Source organism: Allobosea sp. (genome assembly GCF_017308075.1).
Classification (GTDB): Bacteria; Pseudomonadota; Alphaproteobacteria; order Rhizobiales; family Beijerinckiaceae; genus Allobosea.
Genome location: NZ_JAFKFX010000026.1, coordinates 86,162 through 97,836 on the forward strand (window position 1 = coordinate 86,162; position 11,675 = coordinate 97,836).

The window sequence follows — 11,675 nt, forward strand, 5'->3', positions numbered from 1 at the left end:
GCGTGTCAGATCCCCCTGGCATCACCGTCGGAGCGCGGGTCATGCGTCGCCTCGACATGACCCTTCTGGTGCTTGACCAGCAGGCCGGCATGGCCGAACTGGTCGGAATAGGCTTCGCTGTATTCCTCGACCGGGTGACCGGCAGCGGTCAGCCGGGCCAGCAGCATCGGGTCGAAGCGGCTTTCGAGCTTGAGCGAGATCGAGCCGGCGCCCCAGGTCCGGCCGAAGAGCCAGCGCGGCGCGTCGACGGCATCCGCGACGCTCTGGCCGAAGCAGTAGCGCGACAGGATCTGGGCCTGGAACTGCGGCTGGCCGTCGCCGCCCATCGCGCCATAGGAGACGATCCGGCCGTCGTCGAAGCGCGCCAGCGGCGGGTTGAGCGTGTGGAAGGGCTTGCGGCCCGGCGCCAGCGGGTTCAGCGCCTTGGCGTCGAGCGAGAAGGAGACGCCGCGATTCTGCCAGTTGATGCCGGTCTTTGGCAGGATGCAGCCCGAGCCGTACTCCCAGTAGATCGACTGGATGTAGGAGACGGCGAGGCCGGAGCCGTCGATCGCGCCCATCCAGACGGTGTCGCCCTCGCCGGGCCGGAACGGCCAGCTCGCGGCGCGGCGGCGGTCGATCTTCTGCGCCTCGCGGGTGAGGACGGCCTCGCTCAGCAGGCTCGCCGGGTCGATGGTCATGAAGGCGGGGTCGGTGATCACCTGGTCGCGCAGTGCCAGCGCCCGCTTCACCGCCTCGACCAGCCCGTGATGATGGTCGAAACTCTCGGCCCGGGCGACGCCGAGCTTCTCGAAGATGCCGAGGATCAGCAATGCCGCCAGCCCTTGTGTCGGCGGTGGGAAATTGTAGGCGGTCAGCCCCGGCAGCTTCAGCGACAGAGGCTGGACCGCCCGGGCCCGGAAGGTCTCGATATCGGAACGGCTGATCGGCGCGTCGAGGCGGCCGAGATCCTCGGCGAGCTCGCGGCCGATATCGCCGCGGTAGAAATCGTCGAGTCCGGCATGGGCGAGTTGCTCGAAGGTCGCGGCGAGCGCCCGGGGCCTGCGCCGGTCGCCGGCCTTGGGGCGCTCGCCGCCCGGCCAGAAGAATTCGCTGAAGCCGGGCGCCGCCTTCACCGCCTCGATCTCCTGAGGCCAGGTGCGCAGCTCGGAATCCGAGATGGCATAGCCCTCGCTGCAATGGCGGATGGCGTCGGCCAGGAGATCCTTCAGCGGCATCCGACCGCCGAGGCTTTGCGCGAGCGCCAGGGCCGTCTGCCAGCCGCCGATCGCGCCGGCGACCGTGATCGCCGCATCGGCGCCACGGGACGGCAAGGTGTCGTAGCCCTTTTCGCGATAGCGCTCGATCGTGGCGAGCGAGCCGGCGGCGCCGCAGGCCTCGATGGCGTGGACCTTGCCGCCGGGCTCGTGCACCAGCCAGAAGCCGTCGCCGCCGATCGCGTTCATATGCGGGTAGACGACGGCGATCGTCGCAGCCATGGCGACCATGGCCTCGATGGCGTTGCCGCCTTCGGTAAGGATCGCCCGGCCGGCCTCCGAAGCGAGATGATGGGGAGCGGCGACCGCCGCGCTGGCGAAGACGGGAGACTCGGACATCAGGCTCTTTTCATTCGGAGTAGCGGTGACCATTTGCCGATCAGGCGCGATTTTGTTGCATGCCGCCGCCGCCTAGGCTAGGCGGTCTACGCATGGGTCCGAGGAATGGAAGCATGGCCGCAGGGCGTACAAACTGGCGCAACGTGATCCTGGTGATCTCGATGGCGATCCTGATCGGGGTCGAGTTGTTCGGGGTCGCCCTGGCTTCGGGCTGGGCGCTCGCCGGCATGTTCGAGCTCGGCCATATCGTCGCCTATGTGCTGATGGCGCTGTTCTCCGGCTTCGCCGCCTATGGCATGGTTGCCTTCATGCGCCGCGTGGTGAAGATCGAGCGCCTGCACCCGCCCCACTGAGCCGTCACGGGCAGGGTTTCAGCACCACCGGGTCGGCTTCAGCCGGAACCAGCTCCGCCATCGCACGGCAGGAACTCCCGACGCAGACACGCCAGTCGGCCGTGGCGCCGGAACGGCGCATCACGACCTCGCGCAGCGCCGGCAGGCCCGGCCGCCAGCGCCAGAAGCCGTCGGCCAGCTTCGCCCCCTCCGGCGGGTCCATGCCGGCGCCTGAGCCCTGGACCCGGGCCTCGGCGAGGACGAGCCCGTCCGGGCTCTCGCGCCAGAGCTCTTCCCAGAGCGTCTTCTCGACCGAATGGCGCCAGGCGAGGGTGATCTCGCCGGCGCCGAGCGGCACGAGGAGCGCGCCGGCGGCGAGGCAGATGCTCATGCCGCCGGTGTTTCCGCCGCCTTGGCGCGCCAGAGATGGAGGCCGATGAGCAGGGCTGCGAGCGCGAAGCCGACCTCGTCGGTGATCGGCAGGGCGAGCACGAGAAAGGCGGCGGCTGCGGCGGCCAGCACGCGCTCCCACACTGCCATCTCGCGCTTGAGGTAGCCGATCGTCGCGGCTCCCCAGAGGCAGATCGCGAGCAGAGCCTTGCCGATGATGTAGGCCGCGCCAAACGCATAGGCCAAGCCAGTGACGCCCTGGACCGGCTGCAGCATCAAGGCCGGGTCGTATACCGCCATGAACGGCACGACGAAGCCGGCCATCGCGATCTTCACCGCCTGGCCGGCGATCTTGAAGCCGGATTCCTTTGCGATCGGCGCCGCGGCGAAGGCGGCCAGCGCGACCGGGGGCGTCAGGTCGGCCATGATGCCGAAGTAGAAGACGAACATGTGGCTGACGATCAGCGGCACTTCGAGCTTCAGCAGGATGGGCGCTGCGATCGAAGAGGTGATGATGTAGTTCGGGATCGTCGGGATGCCCATGCCGAGGATCAGGCTGACGATCATGGTCAGCACAAGGGCGAGGAACAGCGAGTTCTGCCCGACCGCGACAACCGCATTGCCGAATATGGTGCCCACGCCGGTCAGAGTCATCGTGCCGATGACGATGCCGACGACGGCGCAGGCGACGCCGACCGGAATGGCCTGTCGCGCACCATCCGCAAGTGCCTCGCGGCAGGCGGCGACCGTTTCGCGGCCACCCTTGGTGAAGAGGCTCGCCAGGATGAGTGCCACGACGATGCCGACGATCACGAGGATGCCGTACCAGAAGAAGAAGGCGCAGAGCAGGCCGAGGCCGATCCAGAACATCACCTTGAGGGCGAACGCCCCGATCCCGAGTGCGATCGAGCCGCCGAGGATCAGCATGACGGTGAGCGCAAGGCCGACCGAGCCGGAGAAGAGCGGCGTATAGCCCGCAAAGAGCAGGTACACGAGGACGGCGAGCGGCAGGATGAGATACCATTTCGACGTCAGCGCCTTGCCGGCGCTCGGCAGCTCCGATTTCGGCAGGCCGACGAGGCCGCGCTTGCCGGCCTCCAGATGCACGGCGAGGAAGGCGGCGGTGTAGTAGAGGATGGCCGGCACGATCGCGGCCTGGACGACGGCCGCATAGGGCACGTCGATGGTCTCGGCCATGATGAAGGCGACGGCGCCCATCACGGGCGGCATGATCTGGCCGCCCATCGAGGCCGTGGCCTCGACGCCGCCGGCGAAGGCCGGCCGGTAGCCGAACCGCTTCATCAGGGGAATGGTGAACTGCCCTGTCGAGACCACATTGGCGACGCCGGAGCCGGAGATCGTCCCCATCAGGGCCGAAGAGAAGACGGCGACCTTCGCAGGCCCGCCGCGGGCCGCACCGAACAGGCCCATGGCGATGTCGGTGAAGAGCTGAATCATGCCGGCCCGTTCGAGGAAGGAGCCGAAGAGAATGAACAGGAAGATGAAGGTGGCGGAGACGCCGGTCGGCGTCGCATAGATGCCCTCAGTGCCGAAGGACATGTGCTCGATGACCTGATCGAGCGAATAGCCGCGATGGTTGAGCGGCGAGGGTAGATAGTTGCCCAGCAGGCAGTAGGCGAGGAACAGACCGGAGACGATCGGCAGGGCGGGGCCCATGAAGCGCCAGCAGATCACGAAGAGAACGGCGATCGCGGTGATGCCGACGACGAGGTCCGACGGCGTCACCTCGCCGGCGCGGGCGACAAGCTCCTCATAGAGGAACCAATGGTAGAGCCCGATGGCGAAGCCGATGCCGGCCAGCGCCCAGGCGGCCATGGCCTTGATCCGGCTGTCGCTCTTGTGCTGGGCGAGCAGTCCGCCGGCGACCAGGCACAGGAAGCCGACATGCAGGGCGCGCAGGATCTGGTTCGGGACGGAACCGCCGAAGCGGGCCAGCAATTCGACGATCACGAAGATCGGCAGCCAGGCGAGCAGCATCTCGCCGGCGGGTTTGCCCTGGAGCTTGCGCAGGACAATCCAGCCGAGCCAGAGCGCCATGGTGAGGCGCAGCAGGTCGATGATCGAGACGCCGGCCAGACGATGGTCGAGCGGTACGTTGAAGGCCGTCGCGATCTGGAACAGCGAGAAGGCGACGGCGATCCAGAACAGCAACCGGCCTTGCCAGCCGGGTCCGAAGCCGGCCGGGAGCCCGTGCTCGGGATCGACGAATTGCTCGGGATGCTGTGACGGGACGCCGGCATTGTCGGGCACGGCCAGGGGTTTCTCAGCGGCGCTGCTCATGTTCGTTGCCTGTGTCCCGCGCCTCTGCGGCGTCGAAGTCGACGGATCAAAAAAGGCGAGGCCGGATGGGACCGGCCTCGCGCGTCATGTTCGGACCTCGGTGGCTCAGGAGCCGACCTTCAGGCCCTTTTCCTTGAAGTAGCGCGCGGCGCCCGGATGCAGCGGCAGAGGCATGCCGTCGAGCGCGTTCTCGAGCTTGATCGAGCGCGCGGCCGCATGGGCGGCGGCAAGATCGGGCAGGTTCTCGAAGATGGCCTTGGTCATCTGGTAGACCGTCTCCTCCTTCATGCCCTCATGGGTGGCGAGGTAGTTGACCACGGCGGCGGCCGGGACGGCGGCGGTCTGGCCGGTATAGGTGTTGGCCGGGATCGAGACCTTGACGAAGGGCGGGCCGGCCTTGTCGACCACGGCGGCGGGCACCTCGACCACGGTGATCTCGACCGAGGTGGCGAGGTCGCGCAGCGAGGCGACGCCGAGGCCGGCCGATTGCAGCGTGGCGTCGAGCTGGCGGTTCTTCATCAGCTCGACGGATTCGGCGAAGGGCAGGTACTCGACCTTGCCGAGATCCTTGTAGGACAGGCCGGCCGCGGCGAGGATGGCGCGGGCATTGAGCTCGGTGCCGGATTTCGGCGCGCCGACCGAGAGGCGCTTGCCCTTGAGATCGGCGAGCGTCTTGATGCCGCTATCCTTCGAAGCGACGATCTGGATGTAGTTCGGATAGATCGCAGTGATGCCGCGCAGCTTCTTCAGCGGGGCCTTGAAGCCGGCCTCCTCGTCGCCCTTCCAGGCGGCGTCGAGGGAATCGCCGAGGGTGAAGGCGATCTCGCCCTTGCCCTGCTGGAGCAGCTGCAGATTCTCGACGGAGGCCTTGGTCGCCTGCACGGTCGGGCGGACATTCGGCACCTTCTCGCCATAGATCTTCGAGAGGGCGACACCGAGCGGATAGTAGACGCCGGAGGTGCCGCCCGTCAGCACGTTGATGAACTCCTGGGCGCGGGCGGCGCCCGGCGCGACGGCGATGGCGAAAGCGGTGGCGATGCCGGCCAGGCTGCGGCCGCTGAACAGCGTCTTCATGGTTCCTCCCGAAACGGTTCCCGCGCTTCCAAGAGCCGGGCTTCGGCATTTGTAGGATGCTTGGCGCCGGAAAGGGAAGCCGGGTCAAAGGGCTAAGTGGCGGAATGCCCGCTTGCAGCGCGATTTTCGCCCTGCTCCCGACAGAATGAGGCGGAGATTGCCCTCACCGGCTGGACAGGCTAGCCGGGGAACACCATCTGCACATCCGCCCTACGCCGCCGTCACGGAGCGCTTACCCGATGCCTTCGCAGAAGCCGAACCAGCCTTCGATCGACCGTCGCCTGCTCCTGTCGGGGGCGGCTGGAACGGCCGTGCTGGCCGCGCTCGGCTTCGCGCCCGGGGCGCTGGCGCAGCAGGGGCTGAAGCTCGGCCAGGCCGAGGCGTTCAGCTTCGAAGGGCTGAAGGCGCGGGCCCGCGACCTCGCCGGCAAGCCCTATCAGGCGCCGCCCAATCCCAAGCCGGACGTGCTCGAGAAGATCGACTACGACGCCCATGGCAAGATCAGGTTCAAGCCGGAGCTGGCGCTCTGGGCGAACGGTCCCTCGCCCTGGCCGGTGACCTTCTTCCATCTCGGCCGCTATTTCCAGAAGCCGGTCCGCATGCATGTCCTCGAAGACGGCAAGGCGCGCGAGATCGTCTATGACGAGAGCTATTTCGAGATGCCGGCCGATTCCCCGGCCAAGCAGCTGCCGCCGGGTGCCGGCTTTGCCGGCTTCCGCTTCCAGGAAAGCCGCTCGGGCCATCCCGGCCGCAAGGGCGAGAAGCTCGACTGGCAGAAGAACGACTGGGTCGCCTTTCTCGGTGCCTCCTATTTCCGCGCCATCGGCGAGCTCTACCAGTACGGGCTCTCGGCGCGCGGCCTCGCCATCGACCCGGCTGTAGGCGGCAAGGCGGAGGAGTTCCCGGACTTCACCCATATCTGGCTGGAGACGCCTGCGGCCGCCGCCGAACAGGTCGTGGTCTACACTCTGCTCTCCGGCCCCAGCGTCGCCGGTGCTTTCCGCTTCCGCATGCATCGCGGCAAGGGCGTGGTGATGGAGATCGAGAAGGAGCTGCATCTGCGCAAGGATGTCGAACGCCTCGGCATCGCACCGCTGACCTCGATGTACTGGTATTCGGAGAAGGCCAAGGCGACGGCCGTCGACTGGCGACCGGAAGTGCACGATTCAGACGGGCTCGCCCTGTGGACCGGCAGCGGCGAGCGGGCCTGGCGCCCACTGAACAACCCGTCGCGGACGATCGCCTCGGCCTTCGTCGACGAGAATCCGCGTGGCTTCGGGCTGATGCAGCGCGACCGCGAGTTCGGCCACTACATGGACGGCGTCTTCTATGAGCGCCGGCCGAGCCTCTGGATCGAGACGATCGGCAATTGGGGCAAGGGCTCGGTGCAGCTGATCGAGATCCCGACCGATGACGAGATCCACGACAACATCGTGGCGATGTGGGTGCCGCAGGCACCGGCCAAGGCCGGCAACGCCTACAGCTTCCAGTACCGCCTGCACTGGCTCGCCGACGAGCCCTTCCCCTCGCCGCTCGGCCGCGTCGTCGCGACGCGGATGGGCAATGGCGGCCAGCCGGGCACGGTGAGGCCGAAGGGCGTGCGCAAGTTCATGGTCGAGTTCAAGGGCCCGGCGCTGGAGACGATCCCCTTCGGCGTCAAGCCGGAGGTCGTTCTCTCCAGCTCGCGCGGCAGCTTCTCCTACATCTTCGCCGAGGCCGTGCCGAATGATGTCCCCGGCCATTGGCGGGCCCAGTTCGATCTGACGGTGGAAGGCACCGACCCGGTCGAGATGCGCTGCTTCCTGCGCGGCGGCGACAAGGTTCTGACCGAGACCTGGATGTATCAGTACCTGCCGGGCTGAACCGTCGCCGCCTAGCCCTCGAGCTGGCGCTTCTGGATCCGCTCGACGGAGACAAACAAGGTATTGGCAGCGCCGGGTTCGACGCAGAACACGTCGAAGCTTGGTGCCTGTGGATCGTCGGCCGGCATGTGAAGGGTCGCGGAGCCCTCGCGACCAGCAAAGGCCAGGATCCGGAAGCTCAACCCGCCGGGCAGGGCGATCTCGATGGCGTCCGCGGCGATTTCGGTCGCGACGCCGTCGCGTATCGTCCTGAAGCTCACCCGTTCGGTGCTCACTGACCCACTCCGGTTCGGTTGCAAGGACCTCGGGCCGGTGATCCGCGTTGGCGTTTTCCTCTCAGAAACCAATCGCGCGGCATATCGGATCATCCGCTGGTCAGGAGGCTGCATGGAAACGTCTCTCTACCTCCCGGTCAAACGCTTCCTGGAAGAGCTGGGCTATTGCGTGAAGGGCGAGGTCGGCAATTGCGACCTCGTCGCGCTCCATGGCGAGGATCCGCCGGTGGTGGTGATCGGCGAGCTGAAGCTCAGCTTCAATCTCGAGCTGATCCTGCAGGGCGTCGACCGGATGAGCGTCGGCGACGAGATCTGGCTCGCCGCGCAGCTCTCCGTCAGGGGCAAGGGGCGCGAGAGCGACCCCCGCTACCGTAATCTCTGCCGACGCCTCGGCTTCGGCCTGCTCGGTGTCGGAAAGACGGGCGAGGTCGAGGTGCTGGTCTCCCCGGTGGCACCGACGCCCCGCAAGGACCCGCGCCGGCGCTCGCGGCTGGTCGACGAGCACAGGCGCCGCAAGGGCGACCCGGCTGCCGGCGGCAGCACGCGCAAGCCTATCATGACTGCCTATCGCCAGCAGGCGCTGGCCTGCGCCGCGGCGATGACGGAGGCGCCGCGCCGGCCGCGCGACCTCAAGCCGTCCTGCCCCGATGCACAGAAGATCCTGCACCGGAACGTTTATGGCTGGTTCGAGCGCGCCGAGCGCGGCCTTTATGCGTTGACGCCGACAGGGCGCAACGCGGTCGCGGCGTGGCTGGCGCCGTCGGTGGCTATGGCTCCGGAGCGCGAGCCCGCCGAGGCGCTCGCGTGAGATCCTGTCGATGAGCTGCGGGCCGGCCCTCGGCGCGCTTGCCATCGATCTGTCGTAACATTATATCATTCCTTATGGCCCACGCGCATTCCCATCGCCACCCCGTCTCGGAAAGTCCCGGCTGGTCGCTGCTGCGGCTGTCGGCGGCGGGCCGGCTCGGCCTGGCACTGGCTGCGATCATGGTGCTCTGGGCGGCGACGCTCGCCGTCATCGCGTGAAGAGTAACGCCGCCATGCCCGCCATCCGCCTCACCGATCTGACGCTCGGCTATGACCGGCATCCGGCCGTGCATCATGTCTCCGGCGAGATCGCGCAGGGCAGCCTGACCGCGATCGTCGGCCCCAATGGCGCCGGCAAGTCGACCCTGCTCAAGGGTATCGCCGGGGCACTCTCACCGCTCGGCGGCGCGATCGCGCTGCAGAAGGGCCAGCGCCTCGCCTATCTGCCGCAATCGGCCGAGCTCGACCGTTCCTTCCCGATCCATGTCTATGATCTTGTCGCCATGGGGCTCTGGAACAGCGCCGGCATGTTCGGCCGGATCGGCCTCGGCCAGCGCGGCCGGATCGAGGCGGCGATCGCGGCCGTCGGCCTGACCGGCTTCGAGCGTCGCAGCATCGGCACCTTGTCGGGCGGGCAGATGCAGCGCGCCCTGTTCGCGCGCCTCCTGCTGCAGGATGCCGATCTGATCCTGCTCGACGAGCCCTTCACCGCGATCGATGCCCGCACCACCGCCGATCTGCTGGAGCTGGTCCAGCGCTGGCATGGCGAGAAGCGCACGGTCGTCGCCGTCCTCCATGATATCGAGACCGTGAAGCGCGCCTTCCCGCAGACGCTCCTGCTGGCGCGCGAGACCGTCGCCTGGGGCGAGACCGGCGCGGTGCTGACCGCCGGCAATCTGCTCAAGGCCCGCCACATGGTCGAGGCCTTCGACAGCCATGCGCCGGCCTGCGCGGCGTGACGCCGCTTATGCCGGAATAGACAACCTCAATCCCTCATCCTGAGGAGCCGCGATAGCGGCGTCTCGAAGGATGCTCCAGCGCGCACTGGACCGTCCTTCGAGACGTGATCTGCGATCGCTCCTCGGGATGAGGGCTGTATTTGCCATAGGCTGAGAGAAGCCACGCTCGTGCTCTACGACCTCCTGATCGGCCCCTTCGCCGAATTCGACTTCATGCGCCGGGCCCTGGTCGGCATCGTCGCGCTCTCGCTCGCGGGGGCGCCGGTCGGCGTCTTCCTGATGCTGCGGCGGATGAGCCTGACCGGCGATGCCATGGCCCATGCGATCCTGCCGGGCGCGGCGCTGGGCTATCTCGTCGCCGGCTTCTCGCTGCCGGCGATGACGCTGGGCGGGCTCGCGGCCGGATTCGCGGTGGCGCTCGCCGCCGGGGCTGTGGCGCGCCTGACGGTGCTGAAGGAGGACGCTTCCCTCGCGGCCTTCTACCTGATCTCGCTGGCGCTGGGCGTCACCCTGGTCTCGCTGCGCGGTTCGGCGGTCGATCTCTTCCATGTGCTGTTCGGCAATGTTCTGGCGCTCGACGACGAGGTGCTGCTGCTGCTCGCCTCCGTCGCCAGCATCACGCTCGCGACTTTGGCGCTGGTCTACCGGCCGCTGGTGATGGAATGCGTCGATTCCGGCTTCCTGCGTTCGGTCAGCCGCTCGGGCGGTTTCGTCCACCTGACCTTCCTTGGCCTCGTCGTGCTCAATCTCGTCGCCGGCTTCCACGCGCTGGGCACCCTGCTCGCGGTCGGCCTGATGATGCTGCCGGCCGCCGCGGCGCGTTTCTGGACCGCCGACATCACCCGGCTGATCCTCACCGCCTGCGGCTTCGGCATGCTCTCCGGCTATGCCGGCCTGGTGGCGTCCTATGCCGCCGGCAGTAATCTTCCGGCGGGGCCAGCGGTGATCCTTGCCGCGGGAGTGCTTTATCTCGGCTCGCTGCTGTTCGGCTCGCAGAGCGGGCTCGTGCGGCGGCTCTTGCCTCGGGCCCATCTCCAGCGCTAGTAATGTTATAGTGTTTCATATAGCGCGAGAGCCGTCATGCTGAACCGCCGCCTTCTTCTCCTTTCGAGCCTCGTCGCCGGGGCCGGGCTGTCGCTGCCGGCTCTCGCTCAGGAAAAATCGGCTCAGGACAAGCCCGTGGAAGGCAAGCTTTCGGTCGTCGCCAGCTTCTCGATCCTGGCCGATTTCGTTCGCGAGGTCGGCGGCGAGCGCGTCGCGCTGACCACGCTGGTCGGGCCGGATGGCGACGCCCATGTCTATTCGCCGAGCCCGGCTGATGCGAAGGCGATGGCTGCGGCCAGCCTCGTTGTCGTCAACGGGCTGAAATTCGAGGGCTGGCTGACCCGGCTGCTCAAATCCTCCGGCACCAAGGCGAAGCTGGCGACGGCGACGGAAGGCATCACGCCGCTGAAGATGCAGGACGACGGCCACGGTCATGGCCATGGCAGCGAGGATCCGCATGCCTGGCAGAGCGTCTCGAACGCCAAGGTCTATGTCGCCAACATCCTGAAGGCGCTGAGTGCCGCCGATCCGGCCGGCAAGGCGATCTACGAGGCCAATGCCGCCGCCTATCTGGCGAAGCTCGACGCGCTCGAAACCGAAATCAAGGCAGCGGTGGCCCGCATCCCGGCCGACCGGCGCAAGGCGATCACCTCGCATGACGCCTTCGCCTATTTCGCCAAAGCCTATGGCATCGCCTTCGTCGCGCCGCAGGGCGTCTCGACCGAAGCGGAGGCCTCCGCCCGCGATGTCGGGCGGATCATCCGCCAGGTGAAGGCGCAGAAGGTGCCGGCGGTGTTCCTCGAAAACATCAGCAATCCGCGCCTCGCCGAGCAGATCGCCCGCGAAAGCGGCGCCAGGATTGGCGGGCGGCTCTATTCGGACGCGCTCTCGGGCAGCGATGGGCCGGCCGGGACTTACATCGCGATGATGAAACACAATATAAGCCAGATCGAAAAGGCGCTCGCCGCCGGCCCGGCCTGAGAGGCAAGTTCACAGTAGCCACGCGTCATCCCGGACAAGCTGCAAGGCAGCGCAG

12 protein-coding genes are annotated in these 11,675 nt (G+C 67.6%); 7 read left to right on the forward strand and 5 right to left on the reverse strand.

The window, feature by feature from the left end; genetic code table 11:
• Nucleotides 1-5 precede the first annotated feature (5 nt).
• Nucleotides 6-1,595 carry a gamma-glutamyltransferase family protein gene (locus tag J0J10_RS07270; RefSeq protein ID WP_291645891.1) on the reverse strand — a complete coding sequence of 530 codons (1,590 nt, stop codon included), beginning with the start codon at nucleotides 1,593-1,595 and terminating at the stop codon, nucleotides 6-8.
• A 113-nt stretch (nucleotides 1,596-1,708) separates the two neighbouring features.
• Between J0J10_RS07270 and J0J10_RS07275 the strand changes: the two genes are divergently transcribed.
• On the forward strand, nucleotides 1,709-1,948 hold the full coding sequence (locus J0J10_RS07275) for a hypothetical protein (protein ID WP_291645892.1): 240 nt from the start codon (nucleotides 1,709-1,711) through the stop codon (nucleotides 1,946-1,948).
• A gap of 4 nt (nucleotides 1,949-1,952) precedes the next feature.
• Here J0J10_RS07275 and J0J10_RS07280 read toward each other — a convergent pair whose 3' ends face one another.
• The 3 genes from J0J10_RS07280 to J0J10_RS07290 form a co-directional block, all read right to left on the reverse strand.
• Entirely contained in the window at nucleotides 1,953-2,318 is a 366-nt protein-coding gene (locus tag J0J10_RS07280; RefSeq protein ID WP_291645893.1) for a DUF1850 domain-containing protein, read from the reverse strand.
• Entirely contained in the window at nucleotides 2,315-4,618 is a 2,304-nt protein-coding gene (locus J0J10_RS07285) for a TRAP transporter permease (protein WP_291645894.1), read from the reverse strand. The genes J0J10_RS07280 and J0J10_RS07285 overlap by 4 nt, the downstream gene beginning before the upstream one ends.
• A gap of 105 nt (nucleotides 4,619-4,723) precedes the next feature.
• Nucleotides 4,724-5,692 carry a TAXI family TRAP transporter solute-binding subunit gene (locus tag J0J10_RS07290; RefSeq protein ID WP_291645895.1) on the reverse strand — a complete coding sequence of 323 codons (969 nt, stop codon included), beginning with the start codon at nucleotides 5,690-5,692 and terminating at the stop codon, nucleotides 4,724-4,726.
• 239 nt (nucleotides 5,693-5,931) lie between these two features.
• Between J0J10_RS07290 and J0J10_RS07295 the strand changes: the two genes are divergently transcribed.
• The gene (locus J0J10_RS07295; protein ID WP_291645896.1) at nucleotides 5,932-7,554 is read left to right on the forward strand and encodes an OpgD/OpgG family glucan biosynthesis protein; all 1,623 of its coding nucleotides are present in this window, start codon (nucleotides 5,932-5,934) and stop codon (nucleotides 7,552-7,554) included.
• A gap of 11 nt (nucleotides 7,555-7,565) precedes the next feature.
• On the opposite strand, the gene J0J10_RS07300 is transcribed toward J0J10_RS07295, so the two are convergent.
• Entirely contained in the window at nucleotides 7,566-7,829 is a 264-nt protein-coding gene (locus J0J10_RS07300) for a hypothetical protein (protein WP_291645897.1), read from the reverse strand.
• A gap of 112 nt (nucleotides 7,830-7,941) precedes the next feature.
• Here J0J10_RS07300 and J0J10_RS07305 point away from each other — a divergent pair, with 112 nt between their 5' ends.
• From J0J10_RS07305 to J0J10_RS07325, 5 genes are all read left to right on the forward strand, one after another.
• Nucleotides 7,942-8,637: a DUF2161 domain-containing phosphodiesterase gene (locus J0J10_RS07305; RefSeq protein WP_291645898.1), complete on the forward strand. Its 696-nt coding sequence runs from the start codon at nucleotides 7,942-7,944 to the stop codon at nucleotides 8,635-8,637.
• Between the two features lie 74 nt (nucleotides 8,638-8,711).
• Nucleotides 8,712-8,855, forward strand: a complete 144-nt coding sequence (locus J0J10_RS07310; RefSeq protein ID WP_291635584.1) for a hypothetical protein — start codon at nucleotides 8,712-8,714, stop codon at nucleotides 8,853-8,855.
• Between the two features lie 14 nt (nucleotides 8,856-8,869).
• Entirely contained in the window at nucleotides 8,870-9,595 is a 726-nt protein-coding gene (gene aztA / locus J0J10_RS07315) for a zinc ABC transporter ATP-binding protein AztA (protein WP_291645899.1), read from the forward strand.
• Between the two features lie 213 nt (nucleotides 9,596-9,808).
• Entirely contained in the window at nucleotides 9,809-10,639 is an 831-nt protein-coding gene (locus J0J10_RS07320; protein ID WP_291646026.1) for a metal ABC transporter permease, read from the forward strand.
• A gap of 36 nt (nucleotides 10,640-10,675) precedes the next feature.
• Nucleotides 10,676-11,620 carry a metal ABC transporter substrate-binding protein gene (locus tag J0J10_RS07325; RefSeq protein WP_291645900.1) on the forward strand — a complete coding sequence of 315 codons (945 nt, stop codon included), beginning with the start codon at nucleotides 10,676-10,678 and terminating at the stop codon, nucleotides 11,618-11,620.
• Nucleotides 11,621-11,675 lie beyond the last annotated feature (55 nt).

Bases quoted from the DNA above. Each gene is read 5' to 3' on its own strand.
- J0J10_RS07270 (WP_291645891.1), bottom strand. From the start codon at position 1,595: ATGTCCGAGTCTCCCGTCTTCGCCAGCGCGGCGGTCGCCGCTCCCCAT.
- J0J10_RS07275 (WP_291645892.1), top strand. From the start codon at position 1,709: ATGGCCGCAGGGCGTACAAACTGGCGCAACGTGATCCTGGTGATCTCG.
- J0J10_RS07280 (WP_291645893.1), bottom strand. From the start codon at position 2,318: ATGAGCATCTGCCTCGCCGCCGGCGCGCTCCTCGTGCCGCTCGGCGCC.
- J0J10_RS07285 (WP_291645894.1), bottom strand. From the start codon at position 4,618: ATGAGCAGCGCCGCTGAGAAACCCCTGGCCGTGCCCGACAATGCCGGC.
- J0J10_RS07290 (WP_291645895.1), bottom strand. From the start codon at position 5,692: ATGAAGACGCTGTTCAGCGGCCGCAGCCTGGCCGGCATCGCCACCGCT.
- J0J10_RS07295 (WP_291645896.1), top strand. From the start codon at position 5,932: ATGCCTTCGCAGAAGCCGAACCAGCCTTCGATCGACCGTCGCCTGCTC.
- J0J10_RS07305 (WP_291645898.1), top strand. From the start codon at position 7,942: ATGGAAACGTCTCTCTACCTCCCGGTCAAACGCTTCCTGGAAGAGCTG.
- J0J10_RS07310 (WP_291635584.1), top strand. From the start codon at position 8,712: ATGGCCCACGCGCATTCCCATCGCCACCCCGTCTCGGAAAGTCCCGGC.
- aztA (WP_291645899.1), top strand. From the start codon at position 8,870: ATGCCCGCCATCCGCCTCACCGATCTGACGCTCGGCTATGACCGGCAT.
- J0J10_RS07320 (WP_291646026.1), top strand. From the start codon at position 9,809: ATGCGCCGGGCCCTGGTCGGCATCGTCGCGCTCTCGCTCGCGGGGGCG.
- J0J10_RS07325 (WP_291645900.1), top strand. From the start codon at position 10,676: ATGCTGAACCGCCGCCTTCTTCTCCTTTCGAGCCTCGTCGCCGGGGCC.